Below are 19,919 nucleotides of genomic sequence, written 5' to 3'. Positions count from 1 at the left end.
CCTTTATTCGATTATTTTTGGAAAGGCATGCCAAGTTGTGTTAGAAGTTCAGCAGCTTCTTCGTCCGTATTAGCTGTTGTTACGATCACAACATCCATACCTCTCACTTTGCTTACTTGATCGTAATTAATTTCCGGGAAGATTAATTGCTCTTTAACACCTAAAGTATAGTTACCACGGCCATCAAATGCTTTTTTTGAGATACCACGGAAGTCACGTACACGTGGTAAAGATACATCAACAAGCTTTTGAAGGAAATCATACATTCTTTCGCCACGTAAAGTTACTTTAGCACCTATTGGCATTCCCTCACGTAAACGGAAACCTGCGATTGATTTCTTCGCTTTTGTAATTACTGGGCGTTGTCCAGTGATTTGCGATAATTCTTCTACTGCCATATCAAGAGCTTTAGAGTTTTGTACCGCATCTCCGACACCCATGTTTACTACGATTTTTTCTACTTTTGGGACTTCCATTACAGATTTATAATTAAATTTCTCCATTAGAGAAGAAACTACTTCATTATTGTACTTTTCCTTTAAAGTGTTCATCATGTAAACCTCCTTTCATCGCTATATTATTTATCTAGAGCTTCACCAGATTTTTTAGCGATTCGAACTTTCTTACCATCTCGCACTTCATAACCAACTCGTGTTGGCTCACCTGATTTAGGATCAATTGGCATTACATTCGAAACATGAATAGATGCTTCTTGATTTAAAATACCGCCTTGCGGGTTTTCTTGTGAAGGTTTTGCGTGTTTCTTAACCATGTTAATTCCTTCTACAAGAACTCGATCTTTTTTAGGGAAAACTGCAAGGATATTTCCTTGTTTTCCTTTATCTTTACCAGCTATTACTTGGACTTTGTCACCTTTTTTAACATGCATGCTATGCGCACCTCCTCACACGTTTTTAACGCTCGTGCTTCCTAGATTACCTCTGGAGCTAATGATACGATTTTCATAAATTGTGCATCGCGCAGTTCACGTGCAACAGGTCCAAATATACGTGTACCTCTTGGACTTTTATCCTCACGGATGATAACAGCTGCATTTTCATCGAATCGGATATAAGAACCGTCTTTTCTTCTTACACCACTCTTTGATCGTACAATAACAGCTCTCACGACTTCACCTTTTTTAACAACGCCTCCAGGTGTTGCTTCTTTCACCGTACAAACAATTACATCACCAATGTTTGCTGTTTTGCGTCCAGTTCCTCCAAGTACTTTAATAGTAAGTACTTCACGAGCACCAGAGTTGTCAGCAACTTTTAATCGAGATTCCTGTTGAATCATCTGTGTGTACCTCCCTTCGGACTTTACCGACTGTTAAATAATTACTGATTCTTCTACAACTTCAATCAAACGAAATCTTTTCGTTTTAGATTGTGGTTTAGTTTCCATAATGCGAACAACGTCGCCAATTTTAGCTGTATTGTTTTCATCATGTGTTTTAAACTTTTTAGAATATTTCACTCGCTTGCCGTATAAAGGGTGAAATTTATATGTTTCAACTAAGACTGTGATTGTCTTTTCCATTTTATCTGAAACTACGCGTCCAGTATAAACTTTACGATTATTACGCTCACTCATTGAGGCTGACCTCCTTTATTATCCATTATTTACGTTGAGCTCTCTTTCACGCGCTACCGTCTTCATGCGTGCAATAGACTTGCGTACTTCACGAAGACGTGCTGTGTTTTCCAATTGGCCAGTTGCAAGTTGGAATCGTAAGTTAAAGAGTTCTTCTTTTAATGTCTTTACCTGTTGTTCTATTTCGGCAGTGGTTAATTCTCTAATTTCTTTAACCTTCATTCATTTCACCACCAATATCTTGTCGTTTTACGAATTTCGTTCTAATTGGCAATTTATGAGATGCTAATCGCAACGCTTCGCGAGCAACCTCTTCAGATACACCACCAATTTCAAACATGATTTTACCTGGTTTTACTACAGATACCCAACCTTCTGGAGCACCTTTACCTGAACCCATTCGTACTTCTAGGGGTTTTGCAGTATATGGTTTGTCTGGGAAGATTTTAATCCAAACTTTCCCACCACGTTTCATATAACGAGTCATTGCAATACGAGCAGCCTCGATCTGACGTGCAGTAATCCATGAAGCTTCAACAGCTTGAAGACCGAACTCGCCAAATGTAACTTCTGTACCGCCTTTTGCGTTACCTTTCATACGACCACGATGTTGTTTACGATATTTAACACGTTTTGGCATTAACATATTATATTGCCCCCTTCCTTATTTACTGCTTTTTGTTGGAAGGACCTCTCCACGATAAATCCATACTTTTACACCTAATTTTCCATAAGTAGTATCTGCTTCTGCAGTACCATAATCGATATCAGCACGTAAAGTATGAAGTGGAACTGTACCTTCACTGTAATGTTCTGCTCTAGCCATGTCTGCTCCGCCTAATCGACCAGATACTTGTGTACGAACTCCTTGAGCTCCTGCACGCATAGCACGTTGGATAGCTTGTTTTTGTACACGACGGAATGAAACACGATTTTCTAATTGACGAGCGATATTTTCAGCTACTAATTTCGCATCTAAATCTGCTCTTTTAACTTCTACAATATTAATGTGAACTCTTTTACCTGTTAGTTGGTTAAGAGATTTACGAAGTGCTTCTACCTCAGATCCACCTTTACCGATTACCATACCTGGTTTAGCTGTAGAGATAGAAATATTGATACGATTTGCAGCTCTCTCAATTTCAACTTTGGATACTGCTCCATCTTTTAAACGTTCTTCAATATATTCACGAATTTTGATGTCTTCATGTAATAAATCAGCATAATCTTTTCCTGCGTACCATTTTGATTCCCAGTCACGGATAACACCTACACGAAGACCGTTAGGATTTACTTTCTGTCCCACAGATTATCCCTCCTTTTTTTCTGATAGAACTACTGTAATATGGCTAGTTCTTTTGTTAATTTGTGATGCACGTCCTTGTGCTCTTGGACGGAAACGTTTCAATGTCATACCTTCGTTCACGAACGCTTCAGAAATATATAGATTGTTTGGATCCATTTCATAGTTATGCTCTGCATTTGCGATAGCAGAGTTAATTAATTTCTCAACTACTGGTGATGCACCGCGCTGAGTGTGTTTTAAAATTGCGATTGCTTCTCCTACTTCTTTTCCGCGGACTAAGTCGATAACGAGACGGACTTTACGAGGAGCAATACGAACAGATTTTGCAACTGCTTTAGCTTGCATAGGGAGTACCTCCTCTCATTTAGCGTTTTGTTTTCTTGTCATCACCGGAATGCCCTCTGAAAGAACGCGTTGGTGCAAATTCTCCTAATTTGTGTCCAACCATATCTTCCGTGATATAAACCGGTACATGTTTGCGGCCATCATAAACTGCGATTGTGTGACCGACAAAGTTAGGGAAAATAGTAGAACGTCTAGACCACGTTTTTACTACTTGTTTTTTATCATCTTCATTTAATTTTTCAACCTTATTCAAAAGATGTTCATCTGCGAAAGGTCCCTTTTTCAAACTACGACCCATGTATAAGCCTCCCTTCGTGATTGCTGGACGGGTATTAACTCCCGTCTTACAACCCCGTTATTTTTTACGGCCTCTAACGATATATTTGTTAGATGCTTTATTCTTATTACGTGTTTTCAATCCAAGAGTTGGTTTACCCCATGGAGACATAGGTGATTTACGTCCGATTGGTGTACGTCCTTCACCACCACCGTGTGGGTGATCGTTAGGGTTCATTACAGATCCACGAACTGTTGGACGCTTGCCTAACCAACGAGAACGACCTGCTTTACCAACGCGTATTAATTCATGCTCAATGTTTCCAACTTGGCCTACTGTTGCGCGACAAGTAGCTAGAATCAATCTTACTTCACCAGAAGCTAAACGTACTAATACGTATTTACCTTCACGACCTAGTAATTGTGCTTCAGCTCCAGCAGATCTAGCTAATTGTCCTCCACGACCTGGCTTAAGCTCGATGTTGTGGATAACCGTACCTTCTGGAATATCTTCTAAAGGTAATGCATTACCTACTTTAATGTCTGCGTTTGGACCAGACTCTATTTTGTCACCTACTTTAATGCCTTTAGGTGCAAGAATATAACGCTTCTCACCATCAGCATAATGGATAAGTGCAATGTTTGCAGAACGGTTAGGATCATATTCGATTGTAGCAACGGTACCTGGTATTCCATCTTTGTTACGTTTGAAATCGATGATACGGTACTTACGCTTATGACCACCGCCATGATGACGAACAGTTAATTTACCTTGGTTGTTACGACCAGCACGTTTGCTTAAAGGTGCTAATAGTGATTTTTCAGGAGTATCTGTTGTAATCTCCGCGAAATCAAGTACGGACATATTTCTACGACCGTTAGATGTCGGTTTATACTTTTTAATCGCCATCTTTTTTCCCTCCTTTTAATTCAATTTATAGACTTTCAAAGAAATCTAGTTCTTTACTATCTTCAGATAGTTGAACGATGGCTTTTTTACGGTCCGGACGATATCCTCCGTATCTTCCCATACGTTTAAACTTACCTTTTAAGTTCATAGTGTTTACTTGAACTACTTTTACACCAAAAATTTCTTCAACTGCATCTTTGATTTGGTGTTTGTTTGCTTTTTTATTTACTTCAAATGTGTATTTCTTTTCTGCCATTAGATCAGCAGAGTTTTCTGTAATTACAGGGCGCTTAACGATATCACGAGCTTCCATCTTATCCAAGCACCTCCCCTGCTTTTTCAGCTGCTTCCTTCGTAATGATTAGTTTGTTATGAGCAACTAAATCCAGTACGTTTACTTCACCTACTGAGATAACTTTAACTCCTTGAAGGTTGTTTGCAGACTTTTCTAATACTTCATCTCTATCAGCAGTAACGATTAATGCTTTTTCATTTGCGTTTAATGCTTGAAGCATAGAGACAACTTCTTTTGTTTTTGGTGTATCGATCGCAAGACCTTCTAAAACAATTAAACTGTCATCTTTCACTTTAGAAGAAAGAGCAGACTTAAGCGCTAATTTACGAACTTTTTTTGGTAATTTGTAGCTGTAGCTTCTTGGTGTAGGACCGAATACTGTTCCACCGCCTACCCACTGTGGTGAACGTATAGAACCTTGACGTGCTCTACCAGTACCTTTTTGGCGCCATGGTTTGCGTCCTCCACCTCTTACTTCCGAACGGTTTTTTACTTTATGTGTACCTTGACGTAATGAAGCTTGCTGCATAACGATTGCTTCATATAGTACATGCTCGTTAGGCTCAATGCCGAAAACATCGTCATTGATCTCAACATCTCCAACATGAGAACCAGTTTGATTGTATAGTGCTACTTTAGGCATGACGTATCCTCCCTTCGGTTATTAATTAGTTAGCCTTAATTGCACTCGTAATTTTAACGAATGATTTTTTTGCACCTGGTACGTTACCTTTTACTAATAGTAGGTTGCGTTCAGCATCTACTTTAACTACTTCTAGGTTTTGGATAGTGATTTGCTCTCCACCCATTTGTCCAGGTAAGTTTTTACCTTTGAATACGCGCATTGGGTCTACTGCACCCATTGTACCTGGTCTTCTATGGTAACGAGATCCGTGAGACATCGGTCCGCGTGCTTGATTATGACGCTTGATAGAGCCTTGGAATCCTTTCCCTTTAGAAGTACCTGTTACATCAATTTTGTCTCCAGTTTGGAAAATCTCTACGTTAATTTCTTGACCTAATTCATACTCGTCAAGATTTACGTCACGGATTTCACGAACGAAGCGCTTAGGAGTAGTATTTGCTTTTTCAGCATGACCTACTTCAGGTTTATTAGTACGATTTTTCTTTTGATCAGCAAAGCCAATTTGAATCGCTTCATAACCATCGTTCTCTTCAGTACGCTTTTGTAATACTACGTTAGGTTCTGCTTCAATAACAGTTACTGGTACGACTTCTCCTGTTTCAGAGAATAATTGAGTCATGCCGATTTTGCGACCTAAGATTCCTTTCGTCATCCGTCACACCTCCTATTAATTATCAATTTTATAATTTAATTTCGATATCCACACCAGATGGTAGATCAAGACGCATTAGCGCATCAACCGTTTTAGGTGTAGGACTAACAATGTCAATTAGACGTTTATGTGTACGCATCTCAAATTGCTCACGAGAATCTTTGTATTTATGAACAGCACGTAAAATAGTGTAAACTGTCTTTTCCGTAGGTAATGGAATCGGACCAGAAACACCCGCACCAGATCTTTTTGCAGTATCTACAATTTTGTCTGCAGATTGATCAAGAATTCTATGATCGTAAGCTTTTAAACGAATTCTAATTTTCTCTTTTGCCATTATTTTCCCTCCTTTTTGCCCATATCATTATAGACATTCTCCGCGAAAATTTCTTTTCACACCACCCATGGCAAAGGGGCCGGGTGTGCCAACAACCTTCCGCATCATCGCCTGTTTGTGACCAACATTAAACATTATATAAAAAAAGTAGAGAGAATGCAAGGTTTATCATGATTTTTTTGCATATTTCTCTAGATTATTTGTAAATCTCAATCTTTACTATAAAAGTACAAAAAAATGAGAGCCTTATAGTTAGTTTTTGAGTGTTTTTTCATCCTCGAACTACTTTATAAAAGTGCTCATTGAAGATAGCGATCTTATTTCTCCTAACACCCTCTAGCTTGGTAAGAAGCAAAAAGCAGGCGGAATGCACCACCTGCTTTTTTATATGTCGTTATAATTACTGAGAAATCGCAGCTACAACGCCAGCGCCTACTGTACGTCCACCTTCACGGATTGAGAATTTAGTTCCTTCTTCAATCGCGATTGGAGAGATAAGTTCAACAGTCATTTCAACGTTATCTCCAGGCATAACCATTTCTACACCTTCAGGTAATTCACAAATACCAGTTACGTCAGTTGTACGGAAGTAGAACTGAGGACGGTAGTTGGAGAAGAATGGAGTATGACGTCCACCTTCGTCTTTTGATAATACGTAAACTTCTGCTTTAAATTTAGTATGTGGAGTAATCGTACCTGGCTTAGCAAGTACTTGACCACGTTGAATATCTTCACGAGCAACCCCACGAAGAAGTGCACCAATGTTATCTCCAGCTTCTGCGTAATCAAGAAGCTTACGGAACATTTCAACACCAGTTACAGTTGTTTTACCAGGCTCTTCTGCAAGACCGATAATTTCGATTTCGTCTCCAACTTTTACAACTCCACGCTCAACACGTCCAGTTGCAACAGTACCACGACCAGTGATAGAGAATACGTCCTCTACTGGCATCATGAACGGTTTATCAGTGTCACGCTCAGGGCTTGGGATATACTCATCAACTGCTGCCATAAGCTCAACGATTTTTTCTTCGTATGCTGCGTCACCTTCAAGTGCTTTTAGTGCAGAACCAGCGATTACTGGAACATCGTCACCAGGGAAGTCATACTCAGTTAATAGGTCACGAACTTCCATTTCAACTAATTCAAGAAGCTCTTCGTCATCAACCATGTCAACTTTGTTTAGGAATACTACGAATGCAGGTACCCCTACTTGACGAGATAAAAGAATGTGCTCACGAGTTTGTGGCATTGGACCGTCAGCAGCAGATACTACTAGAATCGCTCCATCCATTTGCGCAGCACCTGTGATCATGTTTTTAACATAGTCAGCGTGTCCTGGGCAGTCTACGTGTGCATAGTGACGAGTTTCTGTTTCATACTCTACGTGGGAAGTTGAGATTGTGATTCCACGCTCTTTTTCTTCTGGTGCGTTATCGATTTGGTCGTAACCTCTCGCGTCTCCGTCACCATTTACTTTTGCCATTACAGTTGTGATAGCAGCAGTTAAAGTTGTTTTACCGTGGTCAACGTGTCCTAAAGTTCCAACGTTAACGTGTTGTTTCGAACGGTCAAATTTTTCTTTAGCCATTTATAGTTCCTCCTTTAAATGAATAAGTATAATTTTATTTACAAGTATTTCAGCAGCAGACTAATCCGTGCCTATAATACATGTTATACGTGAGTTTTAGAAAAAAATCAATTATTCACCAGCATTTTTCTTAATAATTTCTTCTGCTACACTCTTCGGTACTTCTTCGTAGTGATCGAAGTACATTGTATACGTACCGCGTCCTTGTGTATTAGAACGTAATGCTGTTGCATAACCAAACATTTCAGATAGTGGAACGAATGCATTAACTACTTGAGCATTTCCACGAGCTTCCATACCTTCTACACGTCCACGACGGGAAGTTACGTCACCCATGATATCACCCATGTATTCTTCTGGCATAACGATTTCCACTTTCATCATTGGTTCTAATAGTACTGGATTACATTTGTTTTTAGCACCTTTAAGTGCCATAGATGCTGCTACTTTAAATGCAGTCTCGTTAGAGTCAACATCATGATAGCTTCCATCATATAGTGTTGCTTTAACATCGATTAGTGGATAACCTGCAAGTACACCATTTTCCATTGATTCTTTAATACCAGCTTCAACGGCAGGAATATATTCACGAGGTACTACCCCACCAACAATGTTGTTAACAAATTCGAAGCCTGCTCCTTCTTCGTTTGGTTCGAATTTAACCCAAACGTGTCCGTATTGACCACGACCACCTGACTGACGAACGAATTTACCTTCAACTTCAGCAGCCTGACGGAATGTCTCACGGTAAGATACTTGTGGAGCACCAACATTTGCTTCTACTTTGAATTCTCTCTTGAGGCGGTCAACAATTACGTCTAGGTGAAGTTCACCCATACCAGAGATAATTGTTTGGCCAGTCTCTTGGTTTGTTTCTGTTTTGAATGTTGGATCTTCTTCAGCCAATTTAGCTAATGCCATACCCATTTTATCTTGGTCAGCTTTAGACTTAGGCTCAATCGCAACAGAGATAACAGGCTCAGGGAATTCCATAGACTCAAGGATTACAAGATCTTTTTCAGCACATAGAGTATCCCCTGTTGCTGTATCTTTTAAACCAACGGCACTTGCGATGTCTCCAGCGTGAACTTCATCAATCTCTTCACGAGAATTCGCGTGCATCTGTAGAATTCGTCCAATACGTTCTCTTTTTCCTTTACTGGAGTTTTGAACGTATGAACCTGATTTTAATGTTCCAGAATACACTCGGAAGAAAGTTAATTTCCCGACGAATGGATCTGTCATTACTTTAAACGCTAATGCAGAGAATGGTTCGTTGTCATCTGCTTTACGAACTACTGCTTCTTCTGTTTGAGGAACAGTACCTTCGATTGGCGGAATATCAAGTGGTGATGGTAGATAATCTACAACACCATCGATTAACAATTGAACCCCTTTGTTTTTGAATGCTGATCCACAGAATACTGGGAAGAATTCAACAGACAACGTTGCAGAACGCACCGCTTTACGTAATTCGTCATTGGAGATTTCTTCTCCCTCTAAATAACGTTCCATTAAATCTTCATCAAGTTCTGCTACTGCTTCAATAAGGTTCGTACGTAATTCTTCTGCTTTGTCTTTTAAATCGTCTGGAATCGGCTTAGCTTCTGTACGTGTACCTAAATCATCTTCATAATAGAATGCTTCCATTTCGATAAGGTCGATAATTCCTTCGAACTGATCTTCCGCACCAATAGGAAGTTGTACAGGGTGTGCATTCGCTCCTAAACGATCATTAAGTGTTCCTAATGAGTATAAGAAGTCTGCACCTGTTTTATCCATTTTGTTTACGAAAACGATACGAGGTACTCCGTAAGTTGTTGCTTGTCGCCAAACAGTTTCTGTTTGAGGCTCAACACCAGATTGAGCATCAAGAACCGTTACCGCACCATCAAGTACACGTAGGGAACGTTCTACTTCTACTGTGAAGTCTACGTGCCCAGGTGTGTCGATGATGTTAATTCGGTGACCTTTCCATTGTGCAGTCGTTGCTGCGGAAGTAATCGTAATACCACGTTCCTGCTCCTGCTCCATCCAGTCCATTTGGGATGCACCTTCGTGCGTTTCACCAAGTTTGTGGATACGACCAGTATAAAACAGAATACGTTCAGTTGTTGTTGTCTTACCAGCATCAATGTGTGCCATGATACCGATATTACGTGTATTCTCCAAGGAGAACTCTCTAGCCATGATTCTTTCTCCTTCCTATATGAAAAGTTTGTGCTTACCAGCGATAATGAGCAAATGCTCTGTTCGCTTCTGCCATTTTATGAATGTCTTCGCGTTTCTTAACTGCTGCACCTGTATTGTTCGATGCATCAAGAATTTCATTCGCAAGACGTTCTTCCATTGTCTTTTCACCGCGTAGTCTAGAATAGTTTACGATATAACGTAATCCTAATGCTTGACGACGCTCAGGACGTACTTCCATCGGTACTTGGTAGTTTGATCCACCAACACGACGTGCACGCACCTCAAGTACTGGCATAACATTTTTCATTGCTTGTTCGAAGACTTCCATTGCTGGTTGCCCACTACGCTCTTCAACTAATTGAAAAGCACTATATAGAATTTTTTGTGCTTTACCTCTTTTTCCGTCCACCATGATTTGGTTAATTAAACGAGTAACCAATTTAGAGTTATATAACGGATCCGGCAAGACATCACGCTTTGGTACTGGTCCTTTACGTGGCATATCTTCCCCTCCTTTCCAACATTCTTTAAGCTATTTTATTATTTTTTAGGCTTTTTCGCTCCATATTTAGAACGGCTTTGCATACGACCTTCTACTCCTGCTGTATCAAGCGCACCACGTACGATATGATAACGAACACCCGGTAAGTCTTTTACACGTCCTCCACGAAGAAGTACAACACTGTGCTCCTGTAGGTTGTGACCAATTCCAGGAATATACGCTGTTACTTCGATTTGGTTAGACAAACGAACACGAGCATATTTACGCAACGCAGAGTTTGGCTTCTTAGGTGTTAGTGTACCAACACGTGTACAAACACCACGTTTTTGTGGAGATGCTAAGTCAGTCGCCATTTTCTTACGGCTGTTATATCCTTTACCTAATGCAGGTGAGTCAGATTTTTTCGGCTTAGAAACACGACCTTTTCTTACTAACTGGTTAATTGTTGGCATTATTTTTATCCTCCCTTCTTTTCTTTAATTGTAATCCCACACATCCAGGTGGTTCATAATTAAGCAAAAAACAAAGTCTTCGTAAACATACGCCTACCAAAACTTGATTACTTAATCGCTACTGTCGCAGCTCCGACTTCTATTCCACACGTTTTCCCTAGTTTTTTCATTGAATCTACATAGGAAATAGGAATATCCGTGCCTTCAACTGCTTCTAATACTTTATTCCTTATATGTGAATCAGCATCTGTAGCGATAATCACTTCTTTTGCTTCACCATTTTTAATGGCTTTGATCACTTGCTTCGTTCCGATAATTTTTTCAGCATCTGCTTGTGCTACTTTATCATAAGACATGAAAACATCCTCCAAAGCAACAAGAGAATCGGAAGCACCTTAAATATACTATCATCACCAGTTTTTCATGTCAACTTATATTAATAAAATTTAATATATCTTTTTTGCTAGGTGCTAATCCTTTTTCCCTGTTATTATAAACATTTTTTATCTCTCTTTTAATTGAAACAAGATAACATGTGGTTCATTCCTCTGAGTTGGTGAGGAATGAACCTACAGTAGTATTGCTTACTGTGTTATCTCTTCTTCATCCGTTGCTTCTTGTTGTACTGGCACATCTAATTTTTCTTTAATTTTACGATATCGTTGCATACCTGTACCTGCAGGAACGAGCTTACCAATAATGACATTCTCTTTCAATCCTAGTAACTCGTCGCGTTTTCCTTTAATAGCTGCGTCCGTAAGAACTCTCGTTGTTTCTTGGAAGGATGCAGCTGACAAGAACGAATCTGTCTCTAGAGACGCTTTTGTAATTCCTAACAATACAGGTCGTGCTACAGCCGGCTGCCCACCGGATATAATAGCATCCTTGTTTTGGTCTTTAAACTGGTGGATTTCGAGTAAAGAACCAGGTAAAACATCTGTGTCTCCTGAATCAACTACACGTACTTTACGAAGCATCTGGCGAACCATAACTTCAACGTGCTTATCGCCGATTTCTACCCCTTGCATACGGTAAACTTTCTGTACTTCTTTAAGCAAGTAGGATTGTACTCCTTGAACACCTTTTACCTTTAACAATTCTTTCGGATCGATAGAACCTTCTGTTAATGGTTGACCTGCTTCAACCTCATCACCAATGTTTACGATTAAACGAGCACCGTATAAAGCTGTATACGTTCTTGATTCCACCGCACCTTGTACGACGATTTCTTGCTTATCTTTTACTTCTGTAATATCTTTTACAACACCATGCAATTCAGAAATTACCGCTTGACCTTTAGGGTTTCTCGCCTCGAATATTTCTTGAATACGTGGAAGACCCTGTGTAATATCACTTCCGGCAACCCCACCAGTGTGGAATGTACGCATCGTAAGCTGTGTACCTGGCTCACCGATAGATTGCGCCGCGATGATACCAACCGCTTCGCCTACTTCTACCTCTTCGCCAGTCGCAAGGTTACGTCCGTAACACTTCTTACATGCACCATGTTTCGTATTACATGTAAAGACAGATCGAATGATTACTTCTTCGATACCAGCATCGACAATTTGTTTAGCTGTATCTTCATTAATCACTTCATTCTTCCCAACTAATACAGCTTCCGTTTCAGGATGCTTCACTATTTGGAAGGAAGTACGCCCAATCAGACGGTCAATTAATGGTTCGATTAATTCGGAACCTTCTTGAATTGCGCTAACCGTTAACCCTTGGTCAGTACCACAATCATCTTCACGGATAATTACATCTTGTGCAACATCCACTAAACGTCTAGTTAAATAACCTGAGTCGGCTGTTTTCAGTGCCGTATCCGCAAGACCTTTACGAGCACCGTGTGTAGAGATAAAGTACTCTAGTACTGTTAACCCTTCACGGAAGCTAGATTTAATCGGTAATTCGATAATTCTACCAGCCGGGTTAGCCATTAGACCACGCATTCCCGCAAGCTGAGTAAAGTTCGATGCGTTACCACGAGCTCCTGAATCACTCATCATAAAGATTGGGTTTCTTTGGTCTAGTGATTTCATTAATTTTTCTTGAATAACATCTTTTGCTTCTGACCATATAGAAATGACGCGATCGTATCGCTCTTCTTCCGTAATTAGACCTCTACGGAATTGTTTTAATACTCGATCAACTTTTTCTTGGGCTTCTTGAAGGATTGTTTCTTTTTCGGCTAAAACGACGATATCAGAAACCCCTACTGTAATTCCCGCTTTTGTAGAATAAGAGAAACCTAAGTCCTTCATGCGGTCAAGCATTTTGGATGTTTCGCTAATCTTAAACTTCTTAAATACTTCTGCAATGATATCACCAAGGATACCCTTTTTGAACGGAGAAATAATTTCTCGCTTTGCAATTTCCTCTTTAACATCTGATCCTCTTTCGATAAAGTACTGATCAGGTGTTGCTACTTGTAGGTTATATTGTGTCGGTTCATTCATATAAGGGAATGAGTCCGGAAGCATATTATTGAATATTAACTTACCTACGGTTGTTACCATTAATTTCGAATTTTGTTCTTCCGTAAACGAACCTTTATTTAAGGACGATGGTTGAACTGCAACTCGAGAGTGTAAATGTACATATCCGTTTTGATAAGCAATCAACGCTTCATTATAATCTTTAAATATCATTCCTTCTCCGATAGCACCTTCGCGCTCCATCGTTAAGTAATAGTTACCTAAAACCATATCCTGAGAAGGAGTAACAACTGGTTTTCCATCTTTAGGGTTCAAGATGTTTTGAGCAGCGAGCATAAGAATACGCGCTTCTGCTTGAGCCTCTGCTGATAGTGGTACGTGAACCGCCATCTGGTCACCATCGAAGTCAGCGTTATATGCTGTACAAACAAGTGGGTGAAGTCGGATTGCGCGTCCTTCTACTAGAGTTGGCTCAAAAGCTTGAATACCTAATCTGTGTAAAGTTGGTGCACGGTTCAATAGTACTGGATGTTCTTTAATAACATCTTCAAGCACATCCCATATCTCTTCGTGCAATCGTTCAATCTTGCGTTTAGCGGACTTAATATTATGTGCTAGTCCACGCTCTACTAATTCTTTCATGATAAACGGTTTAAAAAGCTCTACTGCCATTTCCTTTGGTAAGCCACATTGGTACATTTTTAATTGTGGTCCAACTACGATTACCGAACGACCAGAGTAGTCTACACGTTTACCAAGTAAGTTCTGACGGAATCGACCTTGTTTCCCTTTCAACATATGGGATAGAGATTTTAATGGGCGGTTACCAGGCCCTGTTACAGGTCGTCCTCTACGGCCATTATCAATCAAAGCATCTACTGCTTCTTGTAACATTCTCTTTTCATTCTGAACAATAATGCTTGGTGCACCTAAATCTAACAAACGCTTCAGGCGGTTGTTACGGTTAATTACACGGCGGTACAAGTCATTAAGGTCAGAAGTAGCGAAACGTCCACCGTCTAACTGTACCATTGGACGTAATTCAGGTGGAATGATCGGAAGAACATCAAGAATCATCCAACTAGGATCATTTCCTGAGTGACGGAATGCTTCCATTACTTCTAGGCGCTTAATCGCTCTAGTTCTTCTCTGCCCCTGTGCAGTTTTTAGCTCTTCACGTAGAAGTTCTACTTCTTTCTCTAAATCAATATCTTGCAAGATTTTCTTCATTGCTTCGGCACCCATCTCTGCCTTAAAAGAACTACCATATTTATCACGATAAACACGATATTCTTTTTCAGAGAGAAGTTGCTTTTTCTCTAATGGGGTTTCACCCGGATCAATGACAATATATGCCGCAAAATAAATGACTTCTTCCAAAGCACGAGGAGACATATCTAACACTAGACCCATACGACTCGGAATTCCTTTGAAATACCAAATGTGGGAAACAGGTGCTGCTAATTCTATGTGCCCCATTCTTTCACGACGCACTTTAGCTTTTGTAACTTCTACACCACATCGATCACAAACTACGCCTTTGTAGCGAACTCGTTTGTACTTTCCGCAATGGCATTCCCAGTCCTTTTGAGGACCGAAAATGCGCTCGCAGAATAAACCATCTTTTTCTGGTTTTAACGTACGATAGTTAATTGTTTCTGGCTTTTTTACCTCACCGTAAGACCATGAACGGATTTTGTTGGGTGAAGCAAGACCGATTTTCATATATTCAAAATTATTGACATCCAACAAAGGGTTTACCTCCCTTTAAATGTTTGGGTTAGCTACTATTATTTAGTAGGTTCTTCTATTTCTAGATTAAAACTATCTGCTGATTGCAAATCATCGTCATCATCACGGAGTTCGATTTCTTCTTCGTCTCCAGACAACATCTTAACATCCATACCTAAACTTTGAAGCTCCTTAATCAATACTTTAAATGATTCTGGTATACCAGGTTCAGGTACGTTCTCACCTTTCACGATAGCTTCATACGTTTTCACTCGACCAACTGTATCATCTGACTTTACAGTTAAAATTTCCTGCAATGTATAAGCAGCACCGTATGCTTCCAGCGCCCATACTTCCATCTCACCAAAACGCTGGCCGCCAAATTGCGCCTTACCACCTAATGGTTGTTGCGTAACAAGAGAGTACGGACCAGTAGAACGGGCGTGTAACTTATCGTCTACCATGTGTGCAAGCTTAATCATATACATAACACCTACAGAAACTCTATTATCAAAAGCTTCTCCGGTGCGTCCATCATATAATACTGTTTTTGCATCTCTAGGTAATCCTGCTTCTTCTAATGTATCCCAAACATCTTCTTCTGTCGCACCATCAAATACTGGTGACGCAACGTGGATACCTAATTTTCTCGCGGCCATACCTAAGTGTAATTCTAAAACCTGACCGATGTTCATACGAGATGGAACCCCAAGTGGGTTTAACATGATATCAACTGGCGTTCCGTCAGGTAGAAATGGCATATCTTCTTCCGGTAAAATTTTCGAAATAACCCCTTTATTACCGTGGCGTCCTGCCATTTTATCTCCTTCGTGAATTTTACGTTTTTGAACGATATATACACGAACAAGCTGATTAACACCTGGTGGTAACTCATCACCGTCAGCACGGTTAAAGATTTTCACATCTAAAACAATACCGCCAGCACCATGAGGAACACGTAGAGATGTGTCACGGACTTCACGTGCTTTTTCACCGAAAATAGCATGCAATAGTCTTTCTTCTGCAGATAGTTCCGTAACTCCCTTAGGCGTTACCTTACCAACTAGCAGATCCCCATCCTTTACTTCTGCTCCTACACGTATAATTCCTCGTTCATCCAAGTCACGAAGTGCGTCTTCCCCTACGTTAGGAATATCACGAGTGATTTCTTCTGGTCCAAGTTTCGTATCACGAGCTTCTGATTCATATTCTTCAATATGAATAGAAGTGTACACATCATCTTTAACAAGACGTTCACTCATAATGATAGCATCTTCGTAGTTATAACCTTCCCAAGTCATAAATGCTACGAGGACGTTCTGGCCTAATGCCAGCTCTCCATCTTCCATCGATGGACCATCTGCTAGTATTTCACCTTTTGTAACACGGTCTCCTCTACTAACAATTGGACGTTGGTTATAGCATGTTCCTTGGTTGGAACGGATAAACTTTTGTAATCGATAGCGATCAAGGTCTCCCTCTATTTCTTTGCCGTCCATTTCTGTAACTCGACGTACAAGAATTTCTTTTGCTTCTACACGTTCTACAATCCCGTCATGACGACAGATAACTGCAGCACCTGAGTCTTTACCAGATACATATTCCATACCAGTACCTACAATAGGAGCTACCGGCTTCATCAACGGCACTGCCTGACGTTGCATGTTAGCACCCATAAGCGCACGGTTGGAGTCATCGTTTTCTAAGAACGGAATACATGCCGTTGCAGCCGAAACAACTTGTTTTGGAGAAACATCCATATAGTCAATTTGTTCTCTCTTCACCATAATGTTTTCTCCACGGAAACGAGCGATAACTTCTTCCTCAACGAACGATCCATCCTCATTTAACAAAGCGTTCGCCTGAGCAACAACATAATTATCTTCCTCGTCAGCCGTTAAGTAATCCATCGTTGTAGTTACTTTGTGTGTTTCTGGGTCTACACGACGATATGGCGTTTCAATAAAGCCGAATTTATTTACTTTAGCATAGCTTGAAAGTGAGTTAATTAGTCCAATGTTCGGCCCCTCTGGAGTTTCGATTGGACACATACGCCCATAATGGGAATAGTGAACATCTCGAACCTCAAAACCTGCACGTTCTCTCGTTAAACCACCAGGTCCTAAGGCGGACAAACGACGCTTATGCGTTAACTCAGCAAGTGGGTTCGTCTGGTCCATGAACTGAGACAACTGCGAGCTACCAAAAAACTCTTTTATCGACGCAATAACTGGTCGAATGTTAATTAATTGTTGTGGCGTGATGGAAGATGTGTCTTGAATCGACATTCTCTCACGTACTACACGCTCCATACGGGATAAACCGATACGGAATTGGTTTTGCAACAATTCGCCTACAGAACGCAAACGACGGTTCCCTAAATGATCAATGTCATCTGTATCTCCGACACCATGCAAGATGTTAAAGAAATAGCTGATTGCAGCTAAAATATCTGCAGGTGTAATGTTTTTCGTGTCATCTTCTACATTATTATTTCCAATAATGTTTAGCGTTCTTTCACCTTCTGGATCAGTCGGATCCATTACTTTTACAGATTGAATTCGAATTGGTTCATCTAGAACACCTTCATGAGGTTCTATGATTGACTCACCAAAACGGTTCTCTTCTGCATCTAACACTTCTAGTACTTTATCTAATAAACGTCTATCAAGCTTATCTCCGCGTTCAGCTATTACTTCACCAGTTTCTGGGTCAACAATAGGTTCCGCGAGTACTTGGTTGAATAAACGATTTTTTAGATGTAGTTTTTTATTGATTTTATAACGTCCTACATGTGCTAAATCATATCTTTTAGGATCAAAAAAGCGTGATACTAACAAGTTTTTTGCGTTTTCGACGGTTGGCGGCTCACCCGGACGTAATCTTTCATATATCTCAAGTAAAGCTTTTTCACTAGTTTCCGTATTGTCTTTTTCTAGCGTGTTTCTAAGGAATTCGTTCTCTCCTAATACATCTAGGATTTCCTGATTGTTTGCGAAACCTAACGCTCGAAGCAATACCGTAATTGGAAGTTTACGAGTTCGGTCAATACGAACATGTACTACGTCTTTCGCATCTGTTTCAAACTCCAACCAAGCACCTCGGTTCGGAATTACCGTAGCTGCAAAGCCTCGCTTTCCATTCTTGTCTATTTTCTTACTGTAATAGACACTAGGCGAACGTACTAGCTGAGATACGATTACACGCTCTGCACCATTTATAATAAACGTTCCTGTGTCTGTCATTAATGGGAAGTCACCCATAAATACTTCTTGCTCTTTCAATTCCCCAGTTTCATTGTTAATCAGACGCACTTTTACGCGTAATGGCGCATTATAGGTTACGTCTCTTTCTTTCGCTTCTTCAACAGGGTATTTCGGTTCTTCCAGACTATAATCTACGAATTCTAACGAGAGATTTCCTGCAAAATCTTCGATAGGAGAGATATCTCGAAACATTTCTCGTAGACCTTCTTCTAAAAACCACTGATAAGACGCCGTCTGAATCTCGATTAAATTCGGCAGCTCCAATACCTCACTAATACGCGCATAGCTTCTTCTCTGGCGGTGTCGTCCATACTGAACAAGTTGACCTGTCAACTGCTTCACCCCTTGATCCGTAATAAAAAGTAATTGCATGCATGCAATAACCACTTACTATTTTGATATTTTAGCAAATTTGACATTTTGCTATGTATCGTATAAATTTAGTAAGTGTTAAAAAGTTCGGTTCATCCATACCGAACAAACTTGTGGCAAGACTGTTCACAAGTTATATATTAAGACATTTGCAAAAGCAAATGGTATTCAATTAAAAAATGTTGTGGAAAATAAAATAAGGAAATTAAGTGTTATAGTGGAATTCTCTTATCCAATATTTCAACCATCTCAATGTGGAATTTCCTCCCAATGAAAGTTTCCCATAATACCTAGTATTGCCAAACCGGAAAAAAATATTCATTTTTCCTAAAAAACTCTTGACAAAGCATTCGGAATGTTGGCATTTTATAATATTATCACAACGAACTAGTAGCGTCAAATGTTTTGGCGCGCAATATATAATATCCTTTATCTTTCTTCACCGTTTCCACTTCATCAAAAATAGATTCTAATTCTTTCTTCGCTGAGGGAGCACCTTGTTTTTTCTGAATTACAACCCATAGCTCACCGTTTGCTTTCAGTACATTTTTCGCTTCTCTGAAAATAGCATGCACTATTTTCTTACCAGCTCTAATGGGTGGATTTGTTACCACTGATGCAAATCTAGATTCCTTCACAGCCTCTGTTATATCACTTTCTAAAAAGCTTGCATTTGAAATTTTATTTTCCGCAGCATTTTTCTGTGCTAAGGCTAAAGCACGACGATTCACATCCACTCCTACCACTTCTCGCTCTTGAAATGATTTGGCGAGTGCTAGACTGATTGGACCATAGCCACATCCAATATCTAATATTCCACCATCTACATTAGGTGCTTCGAATGTCTCTATTAATACTCTCGATCCATAGTCAACCTCTTTTTTTGAAAACACTCCAGCATCGGTATAAAAAGTGAATGGAAATCCTCGCAACGTAAACGTCCAATGTTGAGGTTTACTTTCCTTATTTGGATTAGAAGAAAAATATTGCTCTGACATAAACTCACAG

22 protein-coding genes are annotated in these 19,919 nt (G+C 39.9%); all 22 read right to left on the bottom strand.

Annotated features, from left to right (window positions below; all coding sequences use genetic code 11):
- Positions 1 to 11 precede the first annotated feature (11 nt).
- Positions 12 to 551 carry a 50S ribosomal protein L5 gene (gene rplE / locus GGQ92_RS08445; protein WP_184247097.1) on the bottom strand — a complete coding sequence of 180 codons (540 nt, stop codon included), beginning with the start codon at positions 549 to 551 and terminating at the stop codon, positions 12 to 14.
- 26 nt (positions 552 to 577) lie between these two features.
- Positions 578 to 889: a 50S ribosomal protein L24 gene (gene rplX / locus GGQ92_RS08440; RefSeq protein WP_184247094.1), complete on the bottom strand. Its 312-nt coding sequence runs from the start codon at positions 887 to 889 to the stop codon at positions 578 to 580.
- A gap of 41 nt (positions 890 to 930) precedes the next feature.
- The gene (gene rplN / locus GGQ92_RS08435; protein ID WP_184247091.1) at positions 931 to 1,299 is read right to left on the bottom strand and encodes a 50S ribosomal protein L14; all 369 of its coding nucleotides are present in this window, start codon (positions 1,297 to 1,299) and stop codon (positions 931 to 933) included.
- Positions 1,300 to 1,332: 33 nt separating this feature from the next.
- Complete coding sequence (gene rpsQ / locus GGQ92_RS08430) at positions 1,333 to 1,596, bottom strand: 30S ribosomal protein S17 (RefSeq protein WP_184247088.1); 264 nt, start codon at positions 1,594 to 1,596, stop codon at positions 1,333 to 1,335.
- Positions 1,597 to 1,614: 18 nt separating this feature from the next.
- Positions 1,615 to 1,818: a 50S ribosomal protein L29 gene (gene rpmC, locus GGQ92_RS08425; protein WP_184247085.1), complete on the bottom strand. Its 204-nt coding sequence runs from the start codon at positions 1,816 to 1,818 to the stop codon at positions 1,615 to 1,617.
- Positions 1,808 to 2,242, bottom strand: a complete 435-nt coding sequence (gene rplP / locus GGQ92_RS08420; RefSeq protein ID WP_184247082.1) for a 50S ribosomal protein L16 — start codon at positions 2,240 to 2,242, stop codon at positions 1,808 to 1,810. Before rplP ends, rpmC begins: the two co-directional genes overlap by 11 nt.
- A gap of 18 nt (positions 2,243 to 2,260) precedes the next feature.
- Positions 2,261 to 2,902, bottom strand: coding sequence for a 30S ribosomal protein S3 (rpsC, locus tag GGQ92_RS08415; RefSeq protein WP_184247078.1), 642 nt, complete (start codon positions 2,900 to 2,902; stop codon positions 2,261 to 2,263).
- A gap of 3 nt (positions 2,903 to 2,905) precedes the next feature.
- Positions 2,906 to 3,247, bottom strand: coding sequence for a 50S ribosomal protein L22 (gene rplV / locus GGQ92_RS08410; RefSeq protein WP_184247075.1), 342 nt, complete (start codon positions 3,245 to 3,247; stop codon positions 2,906 to 2,908).
- Between the two features lie 19 nt (positions 3,248 to 3,266).
- Positions 3,267 to 3,545 (bottom strand): 30S ribosomal protein S19, encoded by a 279-nt coding sequence (rpsS, locus tag GGQ92_RS08405; RefSeq protein ID WP_184247071.1) that lies wholly within the window; start codon positions 3,543 to 3,545, stop codon positions 3,267 to 3,269.
- Positions 3,546 to 3,602: 57 nt separating this feature from the next.
- The gene (rplB, locus tag GGQ92_RS08400) at positions 3,603 to 4,433 is read right to left on the bottom strand and encodes a 50S ribosomal protein L2 (protein WP_184247068.1); all 831 of its coding nucleotides are present in this window, start codon (positions 4,431 to 4,433) and stop codon (positions 3,603 to 3,605) included.
- Positions 4,434 to 4,458: 25 nt separating this feature from the next.
- Positions 4,459 to 4,746 (bottom strand): 50S ribosomal protein L23, encoded by a 288-nt coding sequence (gene rplW, locus GGQ92_RS08395; protein WP_184247321.1) that lies wholly within the window; start codon positions 4,744 to 4,746, stop codon positions 4,459 to 4,461.
- Between the two features lies 1 nt (position 4,747).
- Complete coding sequence (gene rplD, locus GGQ92_RS08390) at positions 4,748 to 5,371, bottom strand: 50S ribosomal protein L4 (RefSeq protein WP_184247065.1); 624 nt, start codon at positions 5,369 to 5,371, stop codon at positions 4,748 to 4,750.
- A 25-nt stretch (positions 5,372 to 5,396) separates the two neighbouring features.
- Positions 5,397 to 6,026 (bottom strand): 50S ribosomal protein L3, encoded by a 630-nt coding sequence (rplC, locus tag GGQ92_RS08385; RefSeq protein ID WP_184247061.1) that lies wholly within the window; start codon positions 6,024 to 6,026, stop codon positions 5,397 to 5,399.
- 28 nt (positions 6,027 to 6,054) lie between these two features.
- Entirely contained in the window at positions 6,055 to 6,363 is a 309-nt protein-coding gene (gene rpsJ / locus GGQ92_RS08380) for a 30S ribosomal protein S10 (RefSeq protein ID WP_184247058.1), read from the bottom strand.
- Positions 6,364 to 6,763: 400 nt separating this feature from the next.
- Positions 6,764 to 7,954: an elongation factor Tu gene (gene tuf / locus GGQ92_RS08375; RefSeq protein WP_184247055.1), complete on the bottom strand. Its 1,191-nt coding sequence runs from the start codon at positions 7,952 to 7,954 to the stop codon at positions 6,764 to 6,766.
- A gap of 111 nt (positions 7,955 to 8,065) precedes the next feature.
- A complete protein-coding gene (gene fusA / locus GGQ92_RS08370) occupies positions 8,066 to 10,144 on the bottom strand; it encodes an elongation factor G (RefSeq protein ID WP_184247052.1) in 2,079 nt (692 codons plus the stop codon).
- Positions 10,145 to 10,178: 34 nt separating this feature from the next.
- A complete protein-coding gene (gene rpsG, locus GGQ92_RS08365; RefSeq protein WP_184247049.1) occupies positions 10,179 to 10,649 on the bottom strand; it encodes a 30S ribosomal protein S7 in 471 nt (156 codons plus the stop codon).
- A 38-nt stretch (positions 10,650 to 10,687) separates the two neighbouring features.
- The gene (rpsL, locus tag GGQ92_RS08360) at positions 10,688 to 11,101 is read right to left on the bottom strand and encodes a 30S ribosomal protein S12 (RefSeq protein WP_184247046.1); all 414 of its coding nucleotides are present in this window, start codon (positions 11,099 to 11,101) and stop codon (positions 10,688 to 10,690) included.
- A gap of 107 nt (positions 11,102 to 11,208) precedes the next feature.
- On the bottom strand, positions 11,209 to 11,457 hold the full coding sequence (locus tag GGQ92_RS08355) for a 50S ribosomal protein L7ae-like protein (RefSeq protein WP_184247043.1): 249 nt from the start codon (positions 11,455 to 11,457) through the stop codon (positions 11,209 to 11,211).
- 228 nt (positions 11,458 to 11,685) lie between these two features.
- Positions 11,686 to 15,294: a DNA-directed RNA polymerase subunit beta' gene (rpoC, locus tag GGQ92_RS08350; protein WP_184247040.1), complete on the bottom strand. Its 3,609-nt coding sequence runs from the start codon at positions 15,292 to 15,294 to the stop codon at positions 11,686 to 11,688.
- A 38-nt stretch (positions 15,295 to 15,332) separates the two neighbouring features.
- Positions 15,333 to 18,872 (bottom strand): DNA-directed RNA polymerase subunit beta, encoded by a 3,540-nt coding sequence (gene rpoB, locus GGQ92_RS08345; protein WP_184247318.1) that lies wholly within the window; start codon positions 18,870 to 18,872, stop codon positions 15,333 to 15,335.
- Between the two features lie 416 nt (positions 18,873 to 19,288).
- Entirely contained in the window at positions 19,289 to 19,909 is a 621-nt protein-coding gene (locus tag GGQ92_RS08340) for a class I SAM-dependent methyltransferase (RefSeq protein ID WP_184247315.1), read from the bottom strand.
- Positions 19,910 to 19,919 lie beyond the last annotated feature (10 nt).

Source organism: Gracilibacillus halotolerans, assembly GCF_014206945.1.
Taxonomy (GTDB): Bacteria; Bacillota; Bacilli; order Bacillales; family Amphibacillaceae; genus Gracilibacillus; species Gracilibacillus halotolerans.
The sequence above is the reverse complement of the archived record's forward strand: the minus strand, read 5'-3'. Positions and strand labels throughout refer to the sequence as shown.